Below are 25,579 nucleotides of genomic sequence, written 5' to 3'. Positions count from 1 at the left end.
GACCTGTGAAGCTGACCGGTACTAATAGGCCGATAACTTACACCACAAACAAACTGTGCTACGCGTCCGCTATGTGGTTCCCAGACAACAACCACCGTCCAGGGAACACAACAACAACTGAATAACGTCCAGTCACCACGCAGGGAACTGGCCGTAACCCACAAAACTTCACACCCCACCCGCACCACGGGTACAGGGGGCGTGAGAACGAGTTACGGCGGTCATAGCGCGGGGGAAACGCCCGGTCCCATTCCGAACCCGGAAGCTAAGACCCGCAGCGCCGATGGTACTGCACCCGGGAGGGTGTGGGAGAGTAGGTCACCGCCGGACACAACCACCACGATGAGGGGCACCGCCAACGACGGCGGCGCCCCTCACCGCATTTAACCACCACAACACAACACACACATCACATAAGCCAAATGCGGCCTTGGCGCCGGTACGCCGTCGTACTCGACTAGAATGGCTGTGGCGCACTGCGCATATTCTGATCTTTCGGATCACATCCCCACCCACAAAATACACAGCGTACGGCGGCCGCCGGCTAGTAGAGATTTCCGGCCCGCACTGAGAGGAGCTCCGGCATGGCTGATTTCCGTGCTCACGATGGACGGAACGATAAGGGCGATGCCGGCCGGGGCGGGTTCAGTAGCCGTGGAGGTTCGGCCGGTCGTTCGGGCCAGGGGTCCGGTTCCGGCAAGCGCGGGGGTGGCAGCCGCAGTGGCCAGGGCGGTCCGTACCGCGGTACCAGCAACTCCGGCGGAGACCCTCGTGGCTTCCGTTCACGCGATGATGGTGAAGGTCGCAAGGACAGCGGCTTCAATCAGCGGGGACCTCGCCGCGAGTATGGCGAACGTCCGCGTTACAACGACAGCGCCGACGGTGGGCGTCGTGAAGGCGGTTACGAGCGTCGCGCCGAGGGGCAGGGCTCGGGTGACCGGCGCCGTGGCGGCGAAGGCTTTAAGCCGCGCTACCAGGACTCCGATCGCGGCCCGCGTCGTGAGGGCGGTTATGGGCGTCGCGATGAAGGCGGTTCCGATCGCCGTCGTGAAGGCGGTTACGGGCGCCGAGACGAGCGCTCCGGCGGTGACCGACGCGAGGGTGGTTACGAGCGTCGCGCCGAGGGGCAGGGCTCGGGTGACCGGCGCCGTGGCGGCGAAGGCTTTAAGCCGCGCTACCAGGAGTCCGATCGCGGCCCGCGTCGCGAAGATGGTTATGGGCGTCGCGACGAGGGCGGTTCCGATCGCCGTCGTGAAGGGGGCTACGGGCGCCGAGACGAGCGCTCCGGCGGTGACCGACGCGAACGTGGTTACGACCGTCCCGACGGCCGCTACGAGCGTCGCGCCGAGGGGCAGGGCTCGGGTGACCGAAGCCGTGGCGGCGAAGGCTTTAAGCCGCGCTACCAGGAGTCCGATCGCGGCCCGCGTCGCGAAGGCGGTTATGGGCGTCGCGACGAGGGCGGTTCCGATCGCCGTCGTGAAGGCGGTTACGGGCGCCGAGACGAGCGCTCCGGCGGCGACCGACGCGAACGTGGTTACGACCGTCCCGACGGCCGCTACGAGCGTCGCGCCGAGGGGCAAGGTTCGGGTGACCGGCGCGGCGGCGAGGAATTCCGCGACCGGGCTGAACACACGCGTGGCGACGATTCGCGCCGGGGCGGCTTCGAACACCGCCCCCGCTGGGACAATGAGGGCGCGCCGGGCCGTGAAGAGCGCGGCGCCGCACGTCGGGAAGAGCCGACCCGGCACGATCTGCGCAGCTCAAACAGGCCGGATCGGCCAAGGTCTCCGGAGATCGACGACGACGTGACGGGTCAGGAGCTGGACCGGGCGATCCGGGCGCAGCTGAGGACACTGGAGTCCAAGAGTGCCGAGTGGGTCGCCAAGCATTTGGTAATGGCTGCTCGACTCATGGACGACGAGCCGGAGTTGGCATTCCAGCATGCGTTGGCGGCCAGCCGCCGCGGCGGCCGGATGGCGCCGGTGCGGGAGGCCGTCGGGCTGACGGCCTATGCCGCCGGACACTACGGGGAGGCCCTGCGGGAGTTCCGGACGTTCCGCCGGATCAGCGGTTCCAACATGCATCTGCCGGTCATGGCCGACTGCGAACGCGGCCTCGGCAGGCCGGAGCGTGCATTGGAGATGGCGCGGTCTGAGGATGCGGCCGAGCTCGATGCAGCCGGCAAGGTTGAGCTGGCGATGGTCGTATCCGGGGCCCGTAGCGACCTGGGCCAAGCCGAGGCAGCGGTCTCGGCACTGGAGATTCCGCAGCTGGACCGCAACCGGGCGTTCTCGTTCAGCCCGCGGTTGTTCCGCGCTTACGCCGACGCCCTGGAAGGCGCCGGCCGCGGAGCGGAGGCCGAGGACTGGCGCCGGCAGGCTCGCGTGGCGGAGAGCGCGCTGGGCGTCGGCGAGTTCGAGGAACCCGAGATCTTCGACGTGGTCGGGGACGACGAACCGGTGAAGCCTTCTCGGTCGTACCGCGATGAAACAACTGAGCCGTCGATCGGCGGCGAGGAGGCTGCGGCATCCGAGGCATCCGAGGACTCCGCGGTCGAACCGGAGGACCTCGCGGCGTCCGACGAGTCCGCGGGTGAGGAAATGTCGGAGGACATTCCGGGGGACATCGCGGCGGACGAGGGCGGCATTGAGCCGGAGGATTTCGCGGCGGACGAGGGCGACGTTGAGCCTGTGGATGACGCTGAGCCGGAGGATGAAGCGGCAGAGCGAAGCGAGAGTGCCAAGCGTTCCGATGGCTGAACCGAACCTGATCGCCGGTTACGACGCGCTGCTATGCGATCTGGACGGTGTTGTCTACGCGGGAGCCGGGGCCATCGATGGGGCGACCCAGGCCCTTGAGGGGCTGGCGGCTGTCGGGGTGTCCTTGGGATACATCACCAACAACGCCTCACGCTCGGCCGAGCAAGTGGCGGCACACCTGCGGGAGTTGGGGGCGCCGGCTGAGGCCGGGCAGGTGTTCGGCTCCGCGCGGGCGGGGGCGGAGCTGCTGGCTCAGCACGTGGAGCGTGGAGCCAAAGTCCTGGTGGCAGGCAGCGAGACCCTGGCCCGCGAGGTACAGGACAGAGGTTTCGTGACCGTCGGCTCCGCGAAAGACAAACCGGCGGCGGTGATCCAGGGCTTCGATCCGATGATCGGCTGGACCGACCTGGCCGAGGCGTCCTACGCCATCGCTGCCGGTGCTTTCTGGGTGGCAACGAATACCGACCTGACGATTCCGCGGGCGGAGGGCATCGCCCCTGGCAACGGCTCCCTGGTGGCAGCCGTCAGCGCCGCGACCGGCGCCCAGCCGCTGGTGGCCGGCAAGCCCGAAGCCGCGCTGTTCCGCACGGCGGCGGCTCAGCTCGGAGCCGAACGGCCATTGGTGGTGGGTGACCGGCTCGACACGGATATCCTGGGCGGCAACAAGGCCGGGATGGACACCGCCGTCGTGCTGACCGGCGTCGATACGGTGGAAAACGTGCTGGCGGCGCGTACGGCGGAGCGCCCGCGTTATCTGCTGTCCGGCCTCGGCGAGCTGTACCGGCCGTATGTCGAGCCGGCGCGCGCTGGCGGTGTGTTCCGCTGCGGAGGAGCCTCGGCCGAGGTCCGTGACGGGACCCTGCACCTGGCCGGGGATCCGGGCCTGGATGCGTGGCGCGCGGCGTGCGCGGCGTGGTGGGCCGCCGTTCCGGACACGGAGGGGCCTGCGGTTCCTCCGATCGAACACGGCCCGCGGCTAGACTGAACGAAGCAGACCGCTACTCATCGATCCCCTTGAGGAGTTCCCGCACAACCATGGACCAGCATCAAACCGGCCCGGAGACAGGCGGGAACGCCGATCGGGAGCCGGCAGTGGTCCACTGGCCGCAGGCGGTGGGGACGACGGCGGACGACGGCGTCGACGCGATCATCTCCGTGCTGCCGCAGCTGCCTGACGTCCCCGTGGCCGGACAGGCGGCAGTGTTCGAGCGCATCCACGACGAACTCCTGGCCGACTTGGAAGCCGGAGCCGACTGATTCCGTATGTCCCGACTTGACCAGGAACTTGTGGCGCGGGGGCTGGCGCGGTCGCGCACCCACGCCGCCAAACTGATCGCCGAGGGGCGGGTCAGCCGCGGCGGCGCCGTCCTGACCAAGGCCTCCACGACAGTGGCGCCAGCCGACGAGCTTTCCGTGGACTCGGGCTCCGGCCCGGACTACGTCAGCCGTGCCGGACACAAACTGGCGGGGGCGCTGCAGGCCTTCCCTGCGGTTTCTCCGTCCGGCCTGCGCTGCCTCGACGCCGGGGCCTCCACCGGCGGTTTTACCGATGTCCTGCTGCGGGCGGGTGCCCGCGAAGTTGCAGCGGTAGACGTCGGCCACGACCAGATGGTCCAGCGGCTGCGCGACGATGACCGCGTCCACGTTTTCGAGGGACTGAACGTCCGCTACCTGGATCCCGCGGAGATCGGCGGCCCGGCGGCCCTGACCGTGGCGGATCTCTCCTTCATCTCGCTGACCCTGGTGATGCAGCCGCTGAGCCGGGCCACCATTCCCGGCGGCGACATGCTCCTGATGGTCAAGCCGCAATTCGAGGTGGGACGCGAAGCCCTGGCGAGCACCGGCGTCGTTGGTTCCGAAAACGAACGCCGCCGTGCCGTGGGACGGGTGCTGCGCTCCGCCCTCGCCGAGGGGCTCGACATTGAGGGCATAGCACGGAGTCCGCTGCCCGGCCAGGACGGCAACGTCGAGTTCTTCCTGTGGATCAAGGTTCCCCTGTCAGTGCGGGAGCCTAGGATCGGAGATGAGCTTGAGGCGGCCGTCAAAAGGGCACTGGCCCTCTATCCGGCCGCCGGGCAGGAACCACCGCACCAACAATCGGGAGACACAGCATGAGCAGGAAGATACTGGTCCTGGCACATACCGGCCGCAAGGACGCCATGGCTGCCTCCCAGGAGACCTGTGCTCAGCTGCACTCGTCCGGGCTGGTGCCCGTGCTGCGGCGCGCGGACGCCGAACACTGCCGCCAGGTGTACGGCGAGCTGGCCGCGCCGGTCGAGATCCTCGGCGAGGACGTGGGCCTGGACGAGATCGACCTGGGGATGGTGCTGGGCGGTGACGGAACCATCCTGCGCTCTGCCGAACTGGTCCGCGAGTCCGACGTCCCGCTGCTTGGCGTCAACCTGGGCCATGTGGGGTTCCTGGCCGAGAGCGAGCGTGCCGACCTTGCGCAGACCGTCCATTGGGTCGTGCAGCGCGAGTACACGGTCGAAGAGCGGATGACCATTGATGTGCAGGTCTGGCTGGACAAGCGGAAGATCGGGCACACGTGGGCGCTGAACGAGGCGACGGTGGAGAAGGCCGACCGGCAGCGGATGATCGAGGTTGTCGTCGAGGTGGACGCCCGGCCCATCAGCACCTTCGGCTGCGACGGCGTGGTGATGGCGACGCCGACCGGCTCTACTGCCTACGGCTTTTCGGCTGGCGGTCCCGTGGTCTGGCCGGAGGTCTCCGCGCTGCTCATGGTCCCGATCAGCGCCCACGCCCTGTTCGCCAAGCCGCTGGTGGTGGCACCTGATTCGATCATGGCGGTGGAGGTCCTGAACCGCACGGATGCCAACGGGGTGCTCTGGTGCGACGGCCGCCGGAGCCTCGAACTGCCGCCCGGGTCGCGTGTCGAAGTGACGCGCTCGGACAAGCCGGTCCGCCTGGCGAGGACCAGCCGGACGCCGTTCTCCGAGCGCCTAGTGCGCAAATTCGAACTGCCGACGCAGGGCTGGCGCGGACCGGTCCGGGCCGACGAGGAGCAACCGGCCACCGCGCCCCTGCCGACTGTCAGGACCGTCGAGCCGCACCATATTGTGGCGGAAGGGGAGGCCAGGCCATGATCGAGGAAATCCGCATCAGCAACCTGGGCGTCATCACCGACGCCACGCTGCCGCTGGGCAAGGGGCTGTCGGTGGTTACCGGCGAGACCGGCGCCGGCAAGACGATGGTCGTGACCGCGCTGGGCATGCTCCTGGGCGCCCGGGCGGATGCCGGAGCGGTCCGCACCGGCGCCCGGTCCGCGGTCGCGGAGGCCGTGCTCCGCTTGTCCCCGGACAGCCCCGCGCTGGCCAGGGCGGCGGAGGCGGGGGCGTCCATCGAGGAGTACGACGGCGACGCGGAACTTATGCTTGTCCGTACCGTCAACGCGGACGGCCGCAGCAGGGCCCACGTGGGCGGCCGGACCGCCCCGGTCGGCACGCTCGCGGAAATCGGCGGGCAGCTCGTGGCGGTCCACGGGCAGTCGGACCAGCTGCGGCTGAGGAGCCAGAGCGCCCAGCGCGAGGCCCTGGACAAGTTCGCCGGGTCCAAGCTCGCCAAACCCCTGACGGCCTACCGGACGGCGTACGGACGCTGGCGCGAGGCCTCGGGGGAGCTGCAGACGCTGCGCAGCGAAGCGCGGGAGCGGCTCCGCGAGGCCGAGGGGCTGCAGCTGGCGTTGGAAGAGATCGACGGAGTTGACCCGCAGCCTGGCGAGGACGAACTGCTCAAGGCCGAGGCTACCAAGCTCGCCAACGTCGAACAGCTGCGCGCGGCGGCCCTGCTGGCGCACCAGGCGCTGGTCTCCGAGGAATTCACGGAAACCGGGGACGCGACGTCGCTGGTGGACACGGCCAAGCGGACGCTGGAGCAGGTGCAGGAGGAAGATCCTGAGCTCGGCAAGGCCGCGGCACGGCTGGCCGAGGTCGGCTACATCATCGCGGACGTGGCCACGGAGCTCGCCAGCTACGGCGCCTCGCTGGACAGCGAGGGCCCGGAACGCCTCGCGGAGCTGGAGGCTCGCCGCGGCGAGCTTGCCGTCCTGGTGCGCAAATACGCGCCGTCCATCGACGAGGTCCTCGAATGGGCCGCGGTCTCCCGCGCACGGCTGGACGAACTCACGGACGACTCGAGCCGGATCGAGGCACTGGAGGCCGAGCTGGCCACGCTGGATGCGGAGCTGGCGTCGCTGTCCGGCAGCATCACGACGGTGCGTGCCAAGGCCGCCGCCGACCTCGCCAAGAAGGTCGGCCACGAACTCACGGCGCTGGCGATGCCGGACGCCAAGCTGCAGATCGATGTCGAGCCGGCGGGCGAGCTCGGGCCGCATGGCGCGGACAACATTGCCTTCCTCCTCAAACCGCATCCCGGCGCGCCCGCCCGGCCTCTGGGCAAGGGTGCTTCCGGCGGTGAACTCTCGCGCGTCATGCTGGCCATCGAAGTGGTGCTGGCAGCCGTGGATCCGGTACCGACGTTCGTGTTCGACGAGGTGGACTCCGGTGTCGGCGGCAAGGCCGCTGTCGAGATCGGCAGGAGGCTGGCCATGCTGGCCCGCTACGTGCAGGTGATCGTCGTGACGCACCTGCCCCAGGTAGCGGCGTTCGCGGACCACCACATCCGGGTCTACAAGTCCTCGACCAAGGCTACGGCCAAGGACGACGGCGTGACCGCCAGCGATGTGCGTCTGCTCACCGATGAGGAGCGGGTCACCGAGCTGGCGCGCATGCTGGCGGGCCAGGAAGAATCCGAGCTGGCCCGGGCGCATGCGCAGGAACTGATCGACGCGGCCAAGCCGCAGGAAAGGTGATAGGCTCGAATTCCGTGGTGCAGCGAACGAATTCCCGGTTTTCCAAGTCGTCCAAGACGACCAAGCATATTTTCGTCACCGGTGGCGTGGCGTCTTCTCTCGGGAAGGGGCTGACGGCGTCGAGCCTCGGTCACCTGCTCCGGGCTCGTGGTCTTTCAGTGACCATGCAAAAGCTCGATCCCTACCTGAACGTGGATCCGGGCACGATGAATCCGTTCCAGCACGGAGAGGTCTTCGTGACCGACGACGGCGCGGAGACGGACCTTGATATCGGGCACTACGAGCGGTTCCTGGACGAGAACCTCGACGGCATGGCCAACGTCACGACCGGCCAGGTGTACTCCACCGTGATCGCCAAGGAACGCCGCGGCGAATACCTCGGCGACACGGTCCAGGTCATTCCCCACATCACGGACGAGATCAAGCGCCGGATGCGCCTCCCCGCCGAGGCCAAGAAGACCCCGGACGTGATCATCACGGAGATCGGCGGCACGGTCGGGGATATTGAGTCCCAGCCCTTCCTCGAGGCGGCGCGCCAGGTCCGCCAGGACGTGGGACGCAACAACGTCTTCTTCCTGCATGTCTCCCTGGTGCCCTACATCGGCCCGTCGCAGGAGCTGAAGACCAAGCCGACGCAGCACTCCGTGGCCGCCCTGCGGTCCATCGGCATCCAGCCCGACGCGATCGTCATCCGTTCGGACCGGGAAATCCCCGCCGCCATGCGCGACAAGATCGGCCGCATGTGCGACGTGGACCCGGACGCCGTGATCAGCTGCCCGGACGCCCCGAGCATCTACGACATCCCGAAGACCCTGCACGCCCAGATGCTGGACGCCTACATCGTGCAGCACCTGGACCTGAAGTTCAAGGATGTCAACTGGTCGAAGTGGGACCGGCTGCTCGATGCCGTCCACAACCCCAAGCACGAGATCGAGATCGCCCTGGTTGGCAAGTACATCGACCTTCCGGACGCCTACCTCTCCGTGACCGAGGCGCTGCGGGCCGGCGGTTTCGCCAACCAGACCAAGGTGCGCATCCGCTGGGTCCCGTCGGATGACTGCGCCACCGAAGAGGGCGCCGCCCGCTCGCTGGCAGGCGTGCACGCCGTCTGCGTGCCCGGCGGCTTCGGCATCCGCGGCCTCGAAGGCAAGCTTGGCGCCCTGAAGTTCGCCCGCGAGAAGAAGCTGCCGACCCTGGGCCTCTGCCTTGGCCTGCAGTCCATGGTCATGGAGTACGCCCGCAACGTCGTCGGACTGGAAGGCGCCTCGTCCACCGAGTTCGACCCGGACACCAAGTACCCCGTCATCGCGACGATGGAAGAGCAGCTCGACATCGTCGAGGGCAAGGGCGACCTGGGCGGCACCATGCGCCTTGGGCTCTACGACGCCGCGCTCAAGGGCGGCTCCGTCGTGGCTGAAACCTACGGCGCCACCAAGGTCGCCGAAAGGCACCGCCACCGCTACGAGGTCAACAACAAGTACCGTCCCGAACTCGAGGCGGCCGGCCTGGTCTTCTCCGGCACGTCGCCGGACGGCAAGCTCGTGGAGTTCGTCGAGCTGCCGCGCAAGGTCCACCCGTACTACGTGTCCACCCAGGCGCACCCGGAGCTGAGCTCCCGGCCGACGCGGCCCCATCCGCTCTTCGCGGGACTGGTCGCCGCCGCCCTGAACAACGGCAAAAAGGCCGGCTCCTAGCATGGTTTCGGGCCAGGGGTTCGCCGACGAGCACGACCCGCGCCGGGTGGTCAAGTCGGAGACGCTCTACGAGGGGCGGATCTGGGACGTTGTCAGCGACACGTTCACCCTGTCCGGGGACGACGGCGACGTGCTGGTCCGCGACTACATCTCCCATCCGGGGGCGGTCGCCATCGTGGCCCTGGACGACCAGGACCGCGTCCTGCTCCTCAAGCAGTACCGCCAGCCGGCCAGGATGTCCCTGTGGGAGGTCCCGGCCGGCTTGCTGGACGTCGAGGGCGAAGACTTCGTCGCGGCGGCGGCACGGGAACTGGCGGAAGAAGCGGACCTGACGGCAGCCCGCTGGGACGTGCTGGTGGACTTCTTCAACTCGCCGGGCTCCTCCAGCGAAGCGATCCGGATCTACCTGGCGCGCGACCTGGCCGACGTCCCCGAGGACGAGCGGCATACCCGCATGGAAGAAGAGGCGGAGATCGAGCACCTCTGGGTCGACCTGGAGGAAGCAGTCGCGGCGATCCTGTCGGGCCGGGTGCATAACCCCTCGGCGGTGGCTGGCATCCTGGCCGCGGCCCAGGCCGCACGCACCGGGTTCACCGGGCTGCGCCCGGCGGATGCGCCCTGGCCCGAGCATCCGAGCCAGCGGAACGAGTTGCCCGCCCGCGCGGACGCAGACCGCTGAAGCAATGGCTGCCATCGCGCCGGCCGCTGCCGCCGACGAATTCAGCGCCACCGCCGCTGGCCGCGCCGTAGCCGCTTACCTGCAGCACATGGCCGTTGAACGCGGGCTCGCCGCCAACACGCTGGCCGCGTACCGGCGCGACCTACGGCGGTACCTGCAGTTCCTGTCGCAGCGGCAGATCGAGGCGCCTGAGCAGGTGACGCGGCATGATGTTACGGCCTTCGCCCAGGCCCTGTCCGACGGTTCGGACGGGGCCTCGGCGCTGAGCGTGCGGTCGGCGGCCCGGACCATCGTCGCGGTGCGGGGCCTGCACAGGTTCTGGGTGCTCGAAGGGATCACGGCCGGCGATCCCGCCGCGGACGTGCATCCTCCGATGCCGGGGAAGCGGCTCCCGAAGGCCATCACGGTGGATGAGGTGACCCGGATCCTCGAGTCCGTCAATACCGAGTCCGCCACCGGCCAGCGGGACCGGGCGCTGCTCGAGTTCCTCTACTCCACGGGGGCGCGGATCAGCGAGGCGGTCGGACTGGACGTGGACGATGTCGCCGCGATCGACGCGGAGGAGGGCACCGCCGTCGTCCGCCTTTTCGGCAAGGGCTCTAAGGAGCGCGTGGTGCCGCTCGGGTCTTACGGCGCGAAGGCGATCGACGACTACCTGGTGCGCGCCCGCCCGCTACTGGCGTCCAAGGGCCGCGGAACGCCGGCCTTGTTCCTGAACGCGCGCGGCGGACGGCTGAGCCGCCAGAGCGCGTGGACGATCCTGAAGACCGCCGCCGAGAAGGCCGGGATCGACCGCGACGTCTCGCCGCACACGCTGCGGCATTCCTTCGCCACCCACCTGCTGGAGGGCGGCGCCGATGTCCGCGTGGTCCAGGAATTGCTAGGCCACGCATCGGTCACCACGACGCAGGTCTACACGCTGGTGACGGCGGATACCCTGCGCGAGGTCTATGCTGCGGCGCACCCGCGGGCCCTCGGCTAGCGGCAACGCGCGGATTCGCGCGGAACACGCCCGCGGGGGAGCGCGGCTAGACTCGGTGCCATGAAGCCGCTCAACGTCGTCCTGTGTTTCCTGCTGCGCGAACGGGACGGGGTGCGCTCCGTGCTGCTGGGGCACAAGAAGACCGGCTTCGGCACCGGCAAGGTGGTTGGTGTCGGCGGCAAGCTCGAGCCCGGCGAGGGGCCGGTGGAGGCCGTTTGCCGCGAGGTCCTGGAAGAGACCGGACTCGTGGTCCGGCCGGAGGCGCTGGTCCCGGCGGGCAGGATCTTCTTCGATTTCCCCTACCGGCCCGAACTGAACATGGACACCCTGCTATACGTCACGCGCAGCTGGGAAGGGGAGCCGGCGGAGTCGGACGAGATCGCCCCCGAGTGGTACGACGTGGAGCGGCTGCCGCTGGAACTGATGTGGCACGACGCCGGCACCTGGCTGCCGCTGGCGCTGGACGGGCACGGCCCGAACCTGCGCATCATCCTCAACGAGGACAACGCGACGGTCCGGGCCGCGGTTCCGCTCTGACGTCCGGGGAGCGGCCGGGCTACAGGGCCCGCTGCTCCGGTCCGTTGTATTCGCTCAGCGGACGGATCAGGGAGTTGGCCTCCAGCTGCTCCATGATGTGCGCGGTCCAGCCTGTGATCCGGGCACAGACGAACAGCGGCGTGAACGTCGGGGTGTCGAAGCCCATCAGGTGGTATGCGGGCCCGGCCGGGTAGTCCAGGTTGGGCTTGATGTTCTTCTTCTCCGCCATGGCGGACTCCAGCGCGGTGTACAGCTCCGCCAGGTCCGGCCGGTCATAGTGCGCCACCATCTTGTCGAGAGCGGCCTTCATGGTCGGGACGCGGGAGTCGCCCTTCTTGTAGACCCGGTGGCCGAACCCCATGATCTTCTTCTTGCTGGCCAGCGCGTCGTCCAGCCAGGCCTTGGCCCGCGCGGTGATGTCCGGGCCCTCCCAGCCGATCTCCTCGAAGGTGTGCATGACCGCCTCGTTGGCGCCGCCGTGCAGCGGGCCCTTGAGCGCGCCGATGGCCCCGGTGACGGCCGAATGCAGGTCAGCCAGCGTCGAGGTGATCACGCGGGCGGTGAACGTGGAGGCGTTGAACGAATGCTCCGCGTAGAGGATCATCGAGACGTTGAACGCGTCGACGACGTCCGGGGCGGCCTCCTCGCCGAAGGTCATGTAGAGGAAGTTCGCCGAATAGCCCAGGTCCTCACGGGGCTCCACGAGGTCCTGCCCCCGGCGCCGGCGCTGGTCGTAGGCCACCACGGCCGGGAACGCGGCGAAGAGGTCCTTGGCCTTGGCCAGGTTGGCTTCGGGCGAGGAGTCCTCCGCCTGCGGGTGCCGGGCGCCGATGACGCTGGCCGCGGTGCGGCAGACGTCCATCGGATGCGCGCTCAGCGGCAGGGTGTCGATGACGGACTTCACGACCGGATCCAGGGCGCGGCCGGCGCGCTCATGGGCGGTGAATTCCGCCAGCTCCTCCGGGGTGGGCAGCTCCGAGTGCCAGAGCAGGTAGGCCACCTCTTCGAAGCTGCACCGGGCCGCGAGGTCCTGGACCGGGTAGCCGCGGTAGAGCAGGGAATTGGTTTCCGGATTCACCTTGGAGATGCGCGTGGTATCAACGACGACGCCGGCGAGACCCTTGTGGATCTCCGGGACTTCGGTTGCTGCTTGGGTAGTCATAGCGACTCCTTCGTCTGCGGTTGGTGCTGTCCGGGTACTTGGAAATTGAAGACAGACGTATCGAAGTGGTTATAAGCCTCATAATCCACCAATTCGTACAATCGTGCACGCGTGAGCATGTTGCCGACTTCCTTTTCCTGGCTCCCGCTGGCCTTGATGGTGTCCAGCGTCCGTTCGGCCGCGCCCATCGCGATGCGCAGCAGCGTCACGGGATAGATGACCAGGTTCACGCCGACGGAGGCCAGCTCGTCCACTCCGAACAGGTCGCTCTTCCCGAATTCGGTCATGTTGGCCAGGATCGGGACGTCCACGGCGTCGCGGATCGCCTGGAACTCCTCGAGGGTGCGCATGGCCTCCGGGAAGATCGCATCGGCTCCGGCATCCACCAGGGCCCGGGCCCGGTCCTGCGCGGCTTCCAGGCCGTCGACCGCGCGGATGTCCGTGCGGGCCATGATGAGGAAGTTCGCGTCGCGGCGGGCGTCGGCGGCAGCGCGGATGCGCTTGGATGCCGTGTCCAGGTCCACGACGTTCTTGCCGTCGAGGTGGCCGCACCGCTTCGGGTTGAACTGGTCCTCGATGTGGCACCCGGCCAGGCCGGCGTTTTCCAGTTCCTGGATGGTCCGCGCGACGTTCATGGGTTCGCCGAAGCCGGTGTCCGCGTCGACCAGGGCGGGCAGGTCCGTCATCCGGGCGATCTGTCCGGCGCGGGTGGCCACTTCGGTCAAGGTGGTCAGACCGATGTCCGGCAGGCCCAGGTCATTGGCCAGCACGGCGCCTGAAATGTAGACGCCGCCGAACCCCTTCTCCTGGATCAGCCGCGCCGAGAGCGGATTGAATGCCCCGGGGAACTGCTGGATCGTGCCGGAGCCCAGCGCGGCACGCAGCGCAGCCCTTTTCTGCTCCGGAGTGGTCTGTGAGTAGAGCATCTAGAACAGTCCCTTCGGCCCGGCTGCGAGGTCGATGACGCCCGGCGCTGCGGTGATGTTGAGCTGGTCCAGTTCGCCGGCGGCCAGCTCGGGCAGGCGCTCGACGGCGGCCAGGAAGCGGTCGATTTCGGCGTCCTCGACGAGGCCGGCGGCCAGCGTCCGGAGCTTGTTGACGTACTGCTCGCGGGCAAACGGGCGGGCGCCGAGGGGGTGGGCGTCCGCGACGGCGATTTCGTCGCGGATGACGGTGCCGTCGGCCAGCGTGATTTCCACGGAACCGCCGAAGGCCTTCTCGGCGATGTCCAGGGAGTGGTAGCGGCGGGTCCATTCCGGATCCTCTTCGGTGGTGACCTTATGCCACAGCTCGACCGTGTCCGTCCTGCCCGCGCGCTCCGGCGCGTAGGACTCCACATGGTGCCACGCGCCGTCCTGCAGGGCGACGGTGAAGATGTAGGGGATGGAGTGGTCCAGCGTCTCGCGGGACGCGGTCGGATCGTACTTCTGCGGGTCGTTGGCCCCGGAGCCGATGACGTAGTGGGTGTGGTGGGATGTCTTGATCTTGACGGCGGCCACGTTCTTCGGATCCGTCGCCTCGGGGTGCTCGCGGTGCAGCTTGCGGGCCAGGTCGATCCAGGCCTGTGCCTGGTATTCGGCGGAGTGCTCCTTGGTGTAGGTGTCGAGGATGGCGCGCTTGGCTTCGCCGACCTCCGGCAGCGGCACCTCATAGGAGGCCTCGGGCCCGTCCAGCAGCCACGCGATGACCCCGTCTTCGCCTTCGTAGATCGGCACCGGCGAGGTCTGGCCGCGCATGGCGCGGTCCACGGCTTCGACGGCCATCTTTCCGGCGAACGCGGGGGCATGGGCCTTCCACGTGGAGATCTCGCCCTTGCGGGACTGCCGGGTCGCCGTCGTCGTATGCAGGGCCTGCCCGACGGCCTGGAAAATCGTCTCCGCGTCCAGCCCGAGCAGGGTGCCGATGCCGGCCGCCGCGGACGGGCCGAGGTGGGCCACGTGGTCGATCTTGTGCTTGTGCAGGCAGATGGCCTTGACCAGGTCGACCTGGATCTCGTAGCCGGTGGCGATACCGCGGATGAGGTCGCGCCCGCTGGCGCCGACGTGTTGGCCGACGGCGAGGATCGGCGGGATGTTGTCGCCCGGATGCGAGTACTCGGCCGCCAGGAAGGTGTCGTGGTAGTCCAGTTCGCGGACGGCGACGCCGTTGGCCCAGGCCGCCCACTCCGGGGAGGACTTTTCGGTGACGCCGAAGATGCCCGCGCCCTTGCCGTTGGCCGATACGGGGTGGCTGAGCGCTTGGGCGCGCGCGGCGACGATGGGTCCGCGGTTCAGCGAGGCGATGGCCACCGAGGCGTTGTCGATGATTCGGTTGATCACCATTTCGGTGACTTCGTCGCTGACCTCCACCGGGTCGACGGCGACCTTGGCGATCTTGTAGGCGAGCTGGTCCTCCCGCGGAAGGTTCTCTTCGCTGCGGTAGACGCGCACTTTGTGGTTGACGGTCATGAAGCTGTCCTCTCGGCTGTCTGCTGGGTGGATTTGAGGTGTTCGAGGCTTTGGTGCAGATGGACGGCGGTCGCCGCGGCGGCCAGCTGGCTGTCTCCGGCGGCGATCGCCCCGGCGATGTTGGCGTGTTCGGTGGCGGCGGCCAGCAGGCGCAGCGGGTTGTCTTTGGCCAGCCTGCGGATGCGGACCAGATGGACCCGCAGGTTGCTCAGCGCCTGCAGCAGGTAGGGGTTTTGGATGGCCTCGTCGATCGCGGAGTCCAGGCGCGCGACGAGCTGGTAATAGTCGTGCAGGGCCGGGTCGTCCCGGCGCAGCAGTTCGGCCGCCGAGGAAAACTCCTGCTGCAGCTTCCCGAACGCGGCCCGGTCTCCCCGGCGGGCGGCCAGCGAGGCCGCCTGGCATTCGAGCGCAGCGCGCAGCTCGAAGATTTCGGTGATGTTCTCGAGCGAAATGTCCGCGACCACGACGCCGCGCCCGGTATGCGGCGCCGCCAGTCCCTCGGCGGTCAGCCGGCCCAGCGCTTCCCGCAGCGGAGTACGCGATACACCGAGGCGTTCGGCCTGTTCCACTTCGGCCAGGACCGTGCCGGGCGGCAGCCGCCACTCCACGATGTCCTCGCGCAGCGCCCAGTAGGCGCGTTCGCTGGCACGCATCCGGGCCTCCTTCGCTGCAGGTTCGATCGCTTGGTGCCTCATGCTTCGATTGTATACACGAACGACGGCGGGTCAAGGCTATTCCCGAGAATTCCGCACAGTTCGCCCACGTTGTGTATACAGAAGTCTTGACCTACCCCCGCCCGACCCCGCTAGGATGATGTGCGTCACAGTCCTTCGTCCGAGTATTGAGGGGAAGCCATGGGAGCCAGCTACCGTGCCACCTACCAGGCCAGTGTGGATGATCCGGAGCAGTTCTGGCTGGGTGAAGCCGGCGCCATCGAATGGTCGAAGCCCCCGGAGCAGGCGCTGGACGGCAGCCGGGCTCCGATCTACCGCTGGTTTCCGGATGGCCAGCTCAACACCTGCGCCAATGCCCTGGACCGGCACGTGGCCGCGGGACGGGGAGCGCACACGGCGCTGGTCTACGATTCGGCAATGCTCGGCGTCCAGTGCCGGTACACCTACGACGAGCTGCTGTCCGAGGTGGCGGCCTTCGCCGGGGCGCTGCGGGAGCTCGGCGTCGGGAAGGGCGACCGGGTGATCATCTACATGCCGATGATCCCCGAGGCGCCCATCGCCATGCTGGCCGCGGCCCGCCTGGGTGCGGTGCATTCGGTGGTCTTCGGCGGCTTTGCCCCGCGGGAGCTGGCGGCGCGGATCGACGACGCCAAGCCGGCGGCGGTGGTCACGGCTACGGGCGGCATCGAGCCTTCGCGCCGCGTGGAGTACCTGCCCGCCGTGGACGAAGCCATCCGGATGGCGTCGCACCAGGTGCCCCACGTCGTCGTCAAGGCCCGCGAGGGCTTTGCCCACGAGGTCGGTGCCTTCGGAGATGACACCACCCGCTGGCGCGACTGGGATGAGCTGAAGTCCTCGGCGGAGCCGGCCGCCGCCGTGCCGGTCGCAGCCACCGATCCGCTCTACATCCTCTACACCTCCGGCACCACCGGCGCCCCGAAGGGGGTCGTCCGGGACAACGGCTCGCACGCCGTGGCGCTGGCGTGGTCGATGAAGAACATCTACGACGTCGGCCCGGGCGACGTGATGTGGACGGCCTCGGATGTCGGCTGGGTGGTCGGCCACTCCTACATCGTCTACGGGCCGCTGCTCGCCGGCGCGACCACGGTGCTCTACGAAGGAAAGCCGGTGGGGACCCCGGACGCCGGGGCCTTCTGGCGGGTGGTCCAGGACCACGGCGTCAACGTCCTCTTTACAGCCCCGACCGCCCTGCGGGCCATCCGCAAGGCCGATCCGCAGGCCCGGCTGCTCGCGGACTACGACCGTTCCAGCCTGCGGACGCTGTTCGCGGCGGGGGAGCGGCTGGATCCGGAGACCTATGAATGGATTGCCGCCGCGTTGAACGTGCCGGTCATTGACCACTGGTGGCAGACGGAGACCGGCTGGGCGATCGCCGCGAATCCGCGCGGTCTCGAGCAGCTGCCGGTCAAGGCGGGTTCCCCCACCGTGCCGGTGCCGGGGTACCAGGTCGCCATCGTCGACGGGATGGGCGAGCTTGTCCCGGCCGGCACGGAGGGCAACATCGTGATCAAGCTGCCGCTGCCGCCGGGCACGCTCGCCACCTTGTGGGGCAATGACCAGCGTTTCGTGGATTCCTACCTGCGCACCTTCGACGGCTACTACGCCACGGGCGATTCGGGATACCTCGACGAGGACGGCTACCTCTTCGTCATGGGCCGTACCGACGACGTCATCAATGTTTCGGGGCACAGGTTGTCCACGGGGGCGATGGAACAGGTCGTGGCACAGCATCCCGCGGTGGCCGAATGCGCCGTCGTCGGCGTGGCGGACGAGCTCAAGGGCCAGCGGCCCAGCGGCTACGTGGTCCTCAAGGCCGGCGCCGGGGTGGACCCGGCCCGGCTGCAGAGCGAGCTCGTTTCCCTGGTCCGCCAGCAGATCGGGCCGGTGGCGGACTTCAAGGAGGTTCGCGTCGTGGCCGCGCTGCCGAAGACCCGCTCGGGCAAAATCCTGCGCAAGACGATGCGCCAGATCGCCGACGGGGGAGAATACACGGTGCCATCGACCATCGAAGATCCCTCGGTGATCGACGACCTGGTGCGCACGATCCGGTCCTGACGCCGGGCCGGGTCAGTCCCGGCGCCAGCTGTACTCGAACTCCGGCCGGCCCCTGGTCCCGTAGCGGGGCGTGCGGACGGCCGAATTCTGGTCCGCGAGGTGCTCGAGGTAGCGGCGCGCCGTGACGCGGGACATGCCGGTCTCGGCCGTGACCTCCACGGCGGAGACCGGCGACTCGCGGGACTTGAGCAGATCGACGACGCTGTTCAGCGTCTCTTCGCTAAGGCCCTTGGGAAGGGCCGTCGGGGAGGGCGCTCGCAGCTGCGCGAAGGCACGGTCCACGGCGGCCTGGGTGGTGGAACTCCCGTGCTGCGCCAGGCTGTCGCGGAACTGCCGGTAGTGGTGGAGCTTGTCGCTGAAGGCGGCGAACGTAAACGGCTTGATCAGGTACAGCGCAATGCCGGAGGAAATGGCTTTGCGGACGATCGGCAGTTCGCGCACGGCGGTCACCGCGATGACCTCGACCGGGGCGCCGGAGCCGCGGATGCGGCGGAGCACGTCCAACCCGTGCAGGTCCGGCAGGTTCATGTCCAGCAGCACCAAGTCGATGCGGGGCGCCTTGGCGGCGGCAGATCCGCCGGAGAGCCCCAGCAGGGCAAGCGCCTCGGAACCCGTCGAGGCGACGCCGGCCAGTTCGAAGCCGGCAAGCCTCCGGACGTACTCGGCGTGCGCGGCAGCGGCGACGGACTCGTCCTCGACGACGAGCACGCGGATCGGTTCAGCCATGCCGCGGGTCCCCGAATCCGTTGGCGGAAGACACAGGCCCGCCCAGCGGCAGCGACACGGTGAACAGCGCCCCTTCGTCATTGTCTACGGTCAGTTCCCCGCCCATTCTAGTGACCGCCAGCCGGACGAGGGACAAGCCGACGCCGCGCTGCGCGCCGTCGCTCTTCTTTGAGCTGAAGCCCAGGGCGAAGATGTCGTCGCGCTCGCCGTCAGGCAGCCCCGGCCCGCTGTCGTGGACCTGGATCCACAGCCGGTCCTCGGTAGTGAGGAAGTCGATGGACACCTCTTTGCGCTCGCAGGAGGAAACGGCGTCGAAGGCGTTGTCCAGCAGGTTGCCCACGATGGTGACCAACGCTTCCGGGTCCAGGCCCGGGCGGCCGGGCAGCGGCGTCCCCGAACCTGCGCCCGGGCTGGCCGCGATGTGCAGTTCGATGCCGCGCTCGTTGGCCTGGGCCGCCTTGCCGACCAGCAGGGCGGAGATGAAGGGCTCGTCGATGGCGCCGACGACTTCGTCGGTCAGCTGCTGGGACTGCTGCAGGTCTCGGGAGGCGAAATCCAGGGCGTCCTGGTGCCGGCCGAGCTCAATCAGGGACACGATCGTGTGCAGGCGGTTGGAGTGCTCGTGCGTCTGCGCACGGAGGGCATCGCGGAGGGTGCGCATGGACTCCAGCTCGCCGGCGAGGGACTGGACCTCGGTGCGGTCGCGCAGGGTCGCCACCACGCCCAGCGCTGGCACGTCGAGGGACGCCTCCGCCGAACGCCTTGCTCCGCTGCCGGGCGTCGCCGCGGGATCCTGGCTGACCAGCAGCACGTGCTGGTCCGTGACGAGGACTTCATCGCGGACGGTCCGGCGCTGGAGCAGCAGCTGCTTCAGCGCCGGCGGCAGCTGGAGCGCGGCAACGTCGGCCGGCGGATCGCCGGGACTGCGCACGGGCAGGTCGAGCATGCGCGCCGCCTGGTCGTTGTACAGCACCAGCCGGCCCTCCGTATCCACCAGCAGCATGCCTTCCCTGACGGAATGCAACACCGTGTCGTAGAAGACGAAGATGCGGGAGAGCTGGGCCGGTCCCCAGCCCAGCGTCACCCGGTCCAGGTAGCGGCTGAGTAGCCAAGACGCCAGCGATGAAACCGCCATCACGGCCAGCGCCGTGAGGATGACGAAGGGGAGCCGGGCCGCCACCGCCACGGACACGTTGGAAACGGTGACACCCGAGGCCACCATCCCCTGGACCTTCCCGGAGGCGTCCTTGACCGGCACGATCGCGCGGATGGACGGTCCGAGCGTCCCGGCGAAGACCTCGGTCTGCGGCCGTCCTGCCAGGGCCTGATCCACGCTGCCGATGTATTCGGCGCCGATCCGGGCCGGGTCCGGGTGCGTGAAGCGGGTGCGGTCGGGGGACATGATCGTGATGAAGTCGACGCCGGCGTCCCGGCGGACCCGCTCCGTGTACGGCTGCAGGCGCGCGGTGGGATCCGCCGACTGGACCGCGTCGAGCACAAACGGGCTGTCGGCGATGGCGACGGCAACCGAGGTCATCCGCTGGCCGGCGCGGTCATAGATCTGGTGCCGCGCGTCGAGGAACAGGAAGGTCGCGACCGCCGCCGTCAGGAGGATGAGGAACGCCAGCTGGCTGACCAGGATCCGGGAGGCAAGGCTCCAGTGCTTCATCGGTCTCCTTTTTCCCTGCCACGAACAGTATGAACGCAATGGTGATCAGCGTCACTGCGCGGAGCAAGATGGTTCCAGCCCGCCGCCGGAGAGCGGCATCACACCTTCAAGGAGTAAATCATTGGCAGCGACCACGCAGGTCCCCAAGGCTGATTCGAAGCCGAAGAAGGACAGAACCCACTTCCTTTACATCGCGGTCATCGTGGCCGTGGTGCTCGGCGCCATCGTCGGCCTGGTGGCACCGGAGTTCGCGCAGTCCCTCAAGCCTGTCGGCACCGCGTTCATCGGCCTGATCAAAATGATGATCGCCCCGATCATCTTCTGCACGATCGTCCTCGGCGTCGGCTCGATCGCCAAGGCCGCCACCGTCGGCAAGGTCGGCGGCCTCGCGCTGCTCTACTTCATGGTCATGTCCACCTTCGCCCTGGGCATCGGGCTCCTGGTGGGCAACCTGATCCACCCGGGCGCCGGGCTGGACATCCAGGGCACCAGCTACGAGACCGAACCGACGGAGAGCCACGGCACCGTGGACTTCCTGCTGGGCATCATCCCCACGTCGCTGCTGTCCTCGCTGACCGAGGGCAACATCCTCCAGACGCTGTTCGTGGCCCTCATCGTCGGTTTCGCCCTGCAGAAGATGGGCCCGGCGGGCCAGCCGATCCTGCGCGGCATCGGCCACATCCAGGCCTTGGTGTTCCGCATCCTCATCATGGTGATGTGGCTGGCTCCGGTCGGCGCCTTCGGTGCGATCGCCGCGGTCGTCGGGGCCACCGGCGTCCAGGCAATCATCAGCATGGCCACCCTGATGATCGCCTTCTATATCACCTGCGTCCTGTTCATCGTGGTGGTCCTCGGCCTGATCCTGAAGGTCGTCACCGGCGTCAACATCTTCAAGCTGATGCGCTACCTGGGCCGCGAGTACCTGCTGATCTTCTCCACCTCCTCCTCCGAGGCGGCGCTGCCCCGCCTGATCGCGAAGATGGAGCACCTGGGCGTGTCCAAGCCCGTGGTCGGCGTCACCGTGCCGACCGGCTACTCCTTCAACCTGGACGGCACCGCGATCTACCTGACGATGGCCGCCTTGTTCGTCGCCACCGCGCTGGGCAAGCCGCTGGAGCTGGGCGAGCAGATCTCCCTGCTGGTCTTCATGGTCATCGCTTCCAAGGGGGCGGCGGGCGTCACCGGCGCCGGCCTGGCCACCCTCGCCGGCGGCTTGCAGTCCCACCGTCCGGACCTGGTGGACGGCGTCGGGCTGATCGTCGGCATCGACCGCTTCATGTCCGAAGCCCGCGCGCTGACCAACTTCACCGGCAACGCCGTCGCTACGGTGCTGATCGGCACCTGGACCAAGGAGATCGACCGGAGCCGGGTGGACGAGGTGCTCGAGCGCCGGCTGCCCTTCGACGAGCAGACCATGGAGGTTGGCCACGGCCCCGCCCCGGAGCCGGCCGTGTCGGCTGCCCCGGAGCGGGAAGCCGACCGGGAGCTGGCCGGCGCACGCTGACCGGCAAGCCGCAGCTGCCTGCCACGACGACGGCGGTGCACCCGATTTTCGAACGGGTGCACCGCCGTCGTCCGTGGCAGGGGAGGCCAAACGGCGAAGTCTAAACTTTAGACCTCTACTTGAAGCTAAAGGCTCGCCGGTACCGTGCGCCACATTCGGCGGAATGCTGCGCCGTCACTGTAGCCTTGGGGGATAAATGGACAGCCAAGCAACCATGGAAGCTGGGATTGATACGTGAGTAGCGAACAGGGTTCGACGACTCTGCAGGAAGAAGCCGTCCTGGGGCCGACCGGCCGGCCGCAGACCGATTTCCCCGAACCGCCAGTGCTGACTTCACATGGCCCCGCCCGCATCGTCGCCATGGTCAACCAGAAGGGCGGGGTCGGCAAGACGACCTCGACCATCAACCTGGGAGCGGCGCTGGCGGAGGCCGGCCGCCGGGTCCTTCTGGTGGACTTCGATCCGCAGGGCGCGCTCTCGGCCGGCCTCGGGACGAACCCGCACGAGCTCGACCTGACCGTCTACAACGTCCTGATGGACCGCAAGGCGGATATTTACGAGGCGATCCAGAGCACCGAGATCGAGAACATCGACTTGCTGCCGGCCAACATCGACCTTTCCGCCGCCGAAGTCCAACTGGTCAACGAGGTGGCCCGCGAGCAGGTCCTCGACCGGGCGCTGCGCAAGGTCAGCGATGACTACGATGTCATCCTGATCGACTGCCAGCCCTCGCTCGGCCTGCTGACCGTCAACGCCCTGACCGCTGCCCACGGCGTCGTGATTCCGCTGATCTGCGAATTCTTCGCACTGCGCGCCGTAGCGCTGCTGGTGGAGACCATCGAAAAGGTGCAGGACCGGCTCAACCCGCGGCTGCAGATCGACGGCGTCCTGGCCACCATGTACGACGCGCGGACCCTGCACAGCCGCGAGGTCATCGGCCGCCTGCTGGAGGCCTTCGGCGACAAGGTGTTCGAGACCGTGATCAAGCGGACCATTAAGTTCGCGGATGCCACCGTCGCCGCCGAGCCGATCACCACCTATGCCGGCAACCATCCCGGCGCCGAGGCCTACCGCCAGCTGGCTAGGGAACTGATCTACCGCGGCGGCGCCCCGTAATGACGCCTGCGGTGCCGGCGGAGACGCCGCTGCCGGAACCCGAAACAGGCAGCCGGACCGCGGGATTCGAGGTCCGGCTGGACAACTTCACCGGGCCCTTCGACCTGCTGCTGGGACTGATTTCCAAGCACGAGATGGACATCACCGAGGTGGCCCTCGCGCGCGTCACCGACGAGTTCATCGGCTACATCCGCCGGCTCCAGGAGGCGGGCCTGGACCGCGCCCTGGATGAGGCCAGCGAGTTCCTGGTCATCGCTGCCACGCTGCTGGACCTCAAGGCGGCACGGCTGTTGCCCGCGGGCGAGGTCGAGGACGACGAGGACATCGCCCTCCTCGAGGCCCGCGACCTGCTCTTCGCCAGGCTCCTGCAGTACCGCGCCTTCAAGCAGATCGCGGCGATGATGGGCCGGCGGCTGGAGGAGGAGGGCCTGCGCTACCCGCGGCAGGTCGGCCTGGAACCGCAGTTCGCGGCCCTGCTGCCCGAGCTCGTCTGGCGCACGCCGCCGGCCGAGTTCGCAGCCCTCGCGGCCAAGGCCCTGGAGCCCAAGGAGCCCAAACCCACCGAGGTGGGGCTGGCGCACCTGCACGCCCCGCCCGTGAGCGTGAAGGAACAGGCCGGGATCATCGCCCGGCGGCTGCAGGCCGGCACGCCGCTCTCCTTCCGCGCGCTGACGGCCGACGCGCCGGACACCCTCGTGGTGGTCGCTCGGTTCCTCGCGCTGCTGGAGCTCTTCCGCGATGCGGTGATTGCCTTCGACCAGGCCGCACCGCTCGGGGAACTGACCGTGCGCTGGGCCGGCACAGACCGGGACTGGACGCCGGAGCGGCTGAGCGAAGAATACGAGGATGTACAGGAGACCGATGAGTGAGGACGTGCAGCAGGCCCCGGCCGGAGCCGAAGGGCCCGGCGGGGAGGAGGCCGGGGTGGAGAGCCTGCCGGGCGGTGCCCGGGCCGCTCTCGAAGCCGTCCTGATGGTCCTGGACCAGCCCGCCACGGACATCGAACTGGCCACCGCCGTCGACCTGCCCGTGGCGCGGGTCAGCGCGCTGCTGCATGAACTGCAGGAGGATTACGACGGCGGGGGCTCGCCCGGCGCGGCACCGCGCGGTTTCGAACTGCGGAAGGTGGCCGGGGGATGGCGCATCTTTTCCCGCAGCGAGTTTGCGGACATCGTGTCGGGCTTCGTGCTGGAGGGCCAGACGGCACGCCTGACCCAGGCCGCCCTCGAGACGCTGGCCGTGATCGCGTACCGCCAGCCGGTGGCGCGCTCCCGTGTATCCGCCATCCGCGGCGTCAACGTGGACTCGGTGGTCCGGACCCTCGTGCAGCGCGGATTGATCGAGGATTCCGGTGCCGATCCGGAGACCGGAGCAGTGCTGTACCGGACCACCTCGTATTTTCTGGAAAGATTGGGTATAGGAAGTCTTTCCGAGCTCCCCGAACTGGCACCACATCTGCCGGGGCTGGAACACTTGGCAGATATCGACGAATCCGTTTATTGAGATGTACCGTTCCGCGAGTATTTAAGGACACAAATGACACAGGCGCCCCGATCCGGTTCCGGCCGCAACACCCCCCGCGGCGGCGGCAAGGGCCCGAAGCCTGGCGGCAAGCCGGCCCGCCAGCCGGGTGCCGCCGGCGGACAGGGCCGCGGCGGGAAGCCGGCCCCCGGCGCGGACCGCGGCGGGAAGCCGGCCTTCGGTTCCGAGCGCGGCGGAAAGCCGGCCCCCGGACAGCGTCGCGACGCTGCCGGCCGCCCCGGCAGCGCCGCGGGAAGCGGTAAAGCGGACCAGGGCAAGGCAGGCCAGGGCAAGGCGCGCCCGGGCAAGCCTTCAACCGGACGCAAGCCGGGAGCCAAGGCCCAGCCGGCCGGCCCGCGTCCCTTCGGCCGGGAACGGTTCGGGCAGAACCTCGGTCCGGTCCGCAACCGTCCGCGTCCCCAGCGCGCCGAAGGCGGCCAGGCCGGCGGCAGCACCGAGGGCCTGCACGACCCGAACGGCGTGCGGCTGCAGAAGGTGCTGGCCCAGGCCGGCGTTGCCTCCCGCCGGGTGTGCGAGGACATGATTGCGGCCGGCCGCGTGGAAGTTGACGGCGCCGTGGTCACCGAGCTCGGCGTCCGCGTGGACCCAGCCACTGCCGTCATCCATGTCGACGGCATCCGGATCCAGACGGACGAGACGCTCGTCTATTACGTCTTCAACAAGCCCAAGGGCGTCGTCTCCACCATGGAGGACCCGGAAGGCCGGCCCTGCATCAGCGACTTCCTCAAGAAGAACAAGGACCAGCGGCTCTTCCACGTCGGCCGGCTCGACCAGGCCACGGAGGGCCTGCTGCTGTTGACCAACGACGGGGAACTGGCCAACCGCCTCACGCATCCTTCGTATGAGGTTCCCAAGACGTACCTCGTGCAGGTCCGGGGGCCGATGGCGCAGGGTGTCGGAGCGCAGATGAAGGACGGGATCGAGCTGGAGGACGGGGTCTCGCGCGTCGACTCCTTCCGGCTGGTCGATTCCACCCCCGGCCACGTGCTGGTGGAAGTCGTGCTGCACTCGGGGAAGAACCGGATCGTGCGGCGCATGTTCGACGCCGTCGGGCACCCGGTGGAGCGGCTGGTGCGCACTCAGGTCGGGCCGATCCGGCTCGGCGACCAGCGGCAGGGGAGCATCCGGGCGCTTGGCCGCACCGAGTCCGGACATTTGCTGGCCCTGGTGGGGATGTAGGC

23 protein-coding genes and 1 rRNA gene are annotated in these 25,579 nt (G+C 68.6%); 17 read left to right on the top strand and 7 right to left on the bottom strand.

Features of this window, described 5'->3' with window-relative positions; translation table 11 throughout:
* Positions 1 to 213 precede the first annotated feature (213 nt).
* A 5S ribosomal RNA gene (gene rrf / locus WFH44_RS21050) occupies positions 214 to 330 on the top strand.
* Between the two features lie 452 nt (positions 331 to 782).
* On the opposite strand, the gene WFH44_RS21045 is transcribed toward rrf, so the two are convergent.
* Entirely contained in the window at positions 783 to 1,670 is an 888-nt protein-coding gene (locus tag WFH44_RS21045) for a hypothetical protein (RefSeq protein ID WP_336716548.1), read from the bottom strand.
* 225 nt (positions 1,671 to 1,895) lie between these two features.
* Here WFH44_RS21045 and WFH44_RS21040 point away from each other — a divergent pair, with 225 nt between their 5' ends.
* From WFH44_RS21040 to WFH44_RS20995, 10 genes are read left to right on the top strand one after another with little or no spacing between them, the layout of a single operon-like run.
* Positions 1,896 to 2,759 (top strand): hypothetical protein, encoded by an 864-nt coding sequence (locus WFH44_RS21040; protein WP_336716546.1) that lies wholly within the window; start codon positions 1,896 to 1,898, stop codon positions 2,757 to 2,759.
* Positions 2,752 to 3,744 (top strand): HAD-IIA family hydrolase, encoded by a 993-nt coding sequence (locus tag WFH44_RS21035; RefSeq protein WP_336716544.1) that lies wholly within the window; start codon positions 2,752 to 2,754, stop codon positions 3,742 to 3,744. The genes WFH44_RS21040 and WFH44_RS21035 overlap by 8 nt, the downstream gene beginning before the upstream one ends.
* Before the next feature lie 50 nt (positions 3,745 to 3,794).
* The gene (locus tag WFH44_RS21030) at positions 3,795 to 4,016 is read left to right on the top strand and encodes a hypothetical protein (protein ID WP_336716543.1); all 222 of its coding nucleotides are present in this window, start codon (positions 3,795 to 3,797) and stop codon (positions 4,014 to 4,016) included.
* 6 nt (positions 4,017 to 4,022) lie between these two features.
* A complete protein-coding gene (locus WFH44_RS21025) occupies positions 4,023 to 4,874 on the top strand; it encodes a TlyA family RNA methyltransferase (RefSeq protein WP_336716542.1) in 852 nt (283 codons plus the stop codon).
* A complete protein-coding gene (locus tag WFH44_RS21020) occupies positions 4,871 to 5,866 on the top strand; it encodes an NAD kinase (RefSeq protein ID WP_336716541.1) in 996 nt (331 codons plus the stop codon). The genes WFH44_RS21025 and WFH44_RS21020 overlap by 4 nt, the downstream gene beginning before the upstream one ends.
* The gene (gene recN, locus WFH44_RS21015) at positions 5,863 to 7,590 is read left to right on the top strand and encodes a DNA repair protein RecN (RefSeq protein WP_336716540.1); all 1,728 of its coding nucleotides are present in this window, start codon (positions 5,863 to 5,865) and stop codon (positions 7,588 to 7,590) included. Before WFH44_RS21020 ends, recN begins: the two co-directional genes overlap by 4 nt.
* Positions 7,587 to 9,284 carry a CTP synthase gene (locus WFH44_RS21010; RefSeq protein WP_336716538.1) on the top strand — a complete coding sequence of 566 codons (1,698 nt, stop codon included), beginning with the start codon at positions 7,587 to 7,589 and terminating at the stop codon, positions 9,282 to 9,284. The genes recN and WFH44_RS21010 overlap by 4 nt, the downstream gene beginning before the upstream one ends.
* A gap of 1 nt (position 9,285) precedes the next feature.
* Entirely contained in the window at positions 9,286 to 9,963 is a 678-nt protein-coding gene (locus tag WFH44_RS21005; RefSeq protein WP_336716537.1) for an NUDIX hydrolase, read from the top strand.
* A 4-nt stretch (positions 9,964 to 9,967) separates the two neighbouring features.
* Positions 9,968 to 10,945, top strand: a complete 978-nt coding sequence (xerD, locus tag WFH44_RS21000) for a site-specific tyrosine recombinase XerD (RefSeq protein WP_336716535.1) — start codon at positions 9,968 to 9,970, stop codon at positions 10,943 to 10,945.
* 60 nt (positions 10,946 to 11,005) lie between these two features.
* Positions 11,006 to 11,482 (top strand): 8-oxo-dGTP diphosphatase, encoded by a 477-nt coding sequence (locus WFH44_RS20995; RefSeq protein WP_336716533.1) that lies wholly within the window; start codon positions 11,006 to 11,008, stop codon positions 11,480 to 11,482.
* 19 nt (positions 11,483 to 11,501) lie between these two features.
* Here WFH44_RS20995 and WFH44_RS20990 read toward each other — a convergent pair whose 3' ends face one another.
* Genes WFH44_RS20990 through WFH44_RS20975 form a run of 4 tightly spaced genes read right to left on the bottom strand, consistent with a single transcriptional unit; the run spans position 11,502 to position 15,744 of the window.
* A complete protein-coding gene (locus tag WFH44_RS20990; protein WP_336716531.1) occupies positions 11,502 to 12,644 on the bottom strand; it encodes a bifunctional 2-methylcitrate synthase/citrate synthase in 1,143 nt (380 codons plus the stop codon).
* Positions 12,641 to 13,570, bottom strand: a complete 930-nt coding sequence (prpB, locus tag WFH44_RS20985) for a methylisocitrate lyase (protein WP_336716530.1) — start codon at positions 13,568 to 13,570, stop codon at positions 12,641 to 12,643. Before prpB ends, WFH44_RS20990 begins: the two co-directional genes overlap by 4 nt.
* Positions 13,571 to 15,091 (bottom strand): MmgE/PrpD family protein, encoded by a 1,521-nt coding sequence (locus WFH44_RS20980; RefSeq protein ID WP_336716528.1) that lies wholly within the window; start codon positions 15,089 to 15,091, stop codon positions 13,571 to 13,573.
* A complete protein-coding gene (locus WFH44_RS20975) occupies positions 15,088 to 15,744 on the bottom strand; it encodes a GntR family transcriptional regulator (protein WP_336716553.1) in 657 nt (218 codons plus the stop codon). The genes WFH44_RS20980 and WFH44_RS20975 overlap by 4 nt, the downstream gene beginning before the upstream one ends.
* 201 nt (positions 15,745 to 15,945) lie before the next feature.
* Here WFH44_RS20975 and WFH44_RS20970 point away from each other — a divergent pair, with 201 nt between their 5' ends.
* A complete protein-coding gene (locus tag WFH44_RS20970; RefSeq protein WP_336716526.1) occupies positions 15,946 to 17,841 on the top strand; it encodes a propionyl-CoA synthetase in 1,896 nt (631 codons plus the stop codon).
* A 12-nt stretch (positions 17,842 to 17,853) separates the two neighbouring features.
* On the opposite strand, the gene WFH44_RS20965 is transcribed toward WFH44_RS20970, so the two are convergent.
* Positions 17,854 to 18,567, bottom strand: coding sequence for a response regulator (locus tag WFH44_RS20965; protein ID WP_336716525.1), 714 nt, complete (start codon positions 18,565 to 18,567; stop codon positions 17,854 to 17,856).
* The gene (locus tag WFH44_RS20960) at positions 18,560 to 20,236 is read right to left on the bottom strand and encodes a sensor histidine kinase (protein WP_336716523.1); all 1,677 of its coding nucleotides are present in this window, start codon (positions 20,234 to 20,236) and stop codon (positions 18,560 to 18,562) included. Before WFH44_RS20960 ends, WFH44_RS20965 begins: the two co-directional genes overlap by 8 nt.
* 121 nt (positions 20,237 to 20,357) lie before the next feature.
* Between WFH44_RS20960 and WFH44_RS20955 the strand changes: the two genes are divergently transcribed.
* The 5 genes from WFH44_RS20955 to WFH44_RS20935 all read left to right on the top strand — a co-directional run bounded on the left by WFH44_RS20955 (position 20,358) and on the right by WFH44_RS20935 (position 25,577).
* Positions 20,358 to 21,740 carry a cation:dicarboxylate symporter family transporter gene (locus WFH44_RS20955; RefSeq protein ID WP_336716521.1) on the top strand — a complete coding sequence of 461 codons (1,383 nt, stop codon included), beginning with the start codon at positions 20,358 to 20,360 and terminating at the stop codon, positions 21,738 to 21,740.
* Positions 21,741 to 21,974: 234 nt separating this feature from the next.
* Positions 21,975 to 22,856 (top strand): ParA family protein, encoded by an 882-nt coding sequence (locus tag WFH44_RS20950; RefSeq protein WP_262104205.1) that lies wholly within the window; start codon positions 21,975 to 21,977, stop codon positions 22,854 to 22,856.
* On the top strand, positions 22,856 to 23,725 hold the full coding sequence (locus WFH44_RS20945; protein ID WP_336716519.1) for a segregation and condensation protein A: 870 nt from the start codon (positions 22,856 to 22,858) through the stop codon (positions 23,723 to 23,725). Before WFH44_RS20950 ends, WFH44_RS20945 begins: the two co-directional genes overlap by 1 nt.
* Positions 23,718 to 24,359 carry an SMC-Scp complex subunit ScpB gene (gene scpB / locus WFH44_RS20940; protein WP_336716517.1) on the top strand — a complete coding sequence of 214 codons (642 nt, stop codon included), beginning with the start codon at positions 23,718 to 23,720 and terminating at the stop codon, positions 24,357 to 24,359. The genes WFH44_RS20945 and scpB overlap by 8 nt, the downstream gene beginning before the upstream one ends.
* Before the next feature lie 33 nt (positions 24,360 to 24,392).
* A complete protein-coding gene (locus WFH44_RS20935; RefSeq protein ID WP_336716515.1) occupies positions 24,393 to 25,577 on the top strand; it encodes a pseudouridine synthase in 1,185 nt (394 codons plus the stop codon).
* Positions 25,578 to 25,579 lie beyond the last annotated feature (2 nt).

Origin of the sequence: Arthrobacter sp. USHLN218 (assembly GCF_037144715.1) — a bacterium.
Classification (GTDB): Bacteria; Actinomycetota; Actinomycetes; order Actinomycetales; family Micrococcaceae; genus Crystallibacter.
This window is presented reverse-complemented; position numbering and strand designations above follow the sequence as displayed.

Coding starts and splice junctions, on each gene's coding strand:
- WFH44_RS21040 (WP_336716546.1), top strand. CDS start 1,896: ATGGCTGCTCGACTCATGGACGACGAGCCGGAGTTGGCATTCCAGCAT.
- WFH44_RS21035 (WP_336716544.1), top strand. CDS start 2,752: ATGGCTGAACCGAACCTGATCGCCGGTTACGACGCGCTGCTATGCGAT.
- WFH44_RS21030 (WP_336716543.1), top strand. CDS start 3,795: ATGGACCAGCATCAAACCGGCCCGGAGACAGGCGGGAACGCCGATCGG.
- WFH44_RS21025 (WP_336716542.1), top strand. CDS start 4,023: ATGTCCCGACTTGACCAGGAACTTGTGGCGCGGGGGCTGGCGCGGTCG.
- WFH44_RS21020 (WP_336716541.1), top strand. CDS start 4,871: ATGAGCAGGAAGATACTGGTCCTGGCACATACCGGCCGCAAGGACGCC.
- recN (WP_336716540.1), top strand. CDS start 5,863: ATGATCGAGGAAATCCGCATCAGCAACCTGGGCGTCATCACCGACGCC.
- WFH44_RS21005 (WP_336716537.1), top strand. CDS start 9,286: ATGGTTTCGGGCCAGGGGTTCGCCGACGAGCACGACCCGCGCCGGGTG.
- xerD (WP_336716535.1), top strand. CDS start 9,968: ATGGCTGCCATCGCGCCGGCCGCTGCCGCCGACGAATTCAGCGCCACC.
- WFH44_RS20995 (WP_336716533.1), top strand. CDS start 11,006: ATGAAGCCGCTCAACGTCGTCCTGTGTTTCCTGCTGCGCGAACGGGAC.
- WFH44_RS20990 (WP_336716531.1), bottom strand. CDS start 12,644: ATGACTACCCAAGCAGCAACCGAAGTCCCGGAGATCCACAAGGGTCTC.
- prpB (WP_336716530.1), bottom strand. CDS start 13,570: ATGCTCTACTCACAGACCACTCCGGAGCAGAAAAGGGCTGCGCTGCGT.
- WFH44_RS20980 (WP_336716528.1), bottom strand. CDS start 15,091: ATGACCGTCAACCACAAAGTGCGCGTCTACCGCAGCGAAGAGAACCTT.
- WFH44_RS20975 (WP_336716553.1), bottom strand. CDS start 15,744: ATGCGTGCCAGCGAACGCGCCTACTGGGCGCTGCGCGAGGACATCGTG.
- WFH44_RS20970 (WP_336716526.1), top strand. CDS start 15,946: ATGGGAGCCAGCTACCGTGCCACCTACCAGGCCAGTGTGGATGATCCG.
- WFH44_RS20965 (WP_336716525.1), bottom strand. CDS start 18,567: ATGGCTGAACCGATCCGCGTGCTCGTCGTCGAGGACGAGTCCGTCGCC.
- WFH44_RS20960 (WP_336716523.1), bottom strand. CDS start 20,236: ATGAAGCACTGGAGCCTTGCCTCCCGGATCCTGGTCAGCCAGCTGGCG.
- WFH44_RS20945 (WP_336716519.1), top strand. CDS start 22,856: ATGACGCCTGCGGTGCCGGCGGAGACGCCGCTGCCGGAACCCGAAACA.
- scpB (WP_336716517.1), top strand. CDS start 23,718: ATGAGTGAGGACGTGCAGCAGGCCCCGGCCGGAGCCGAAGGGCCCGGC.
- WFH44_RS20935 (WP_336716515.1), top strand. CDS start 24,393: ATGACACAGGCGCCCCGATCCGGTTCCGGCCGCAACACCCCCCGCGGC.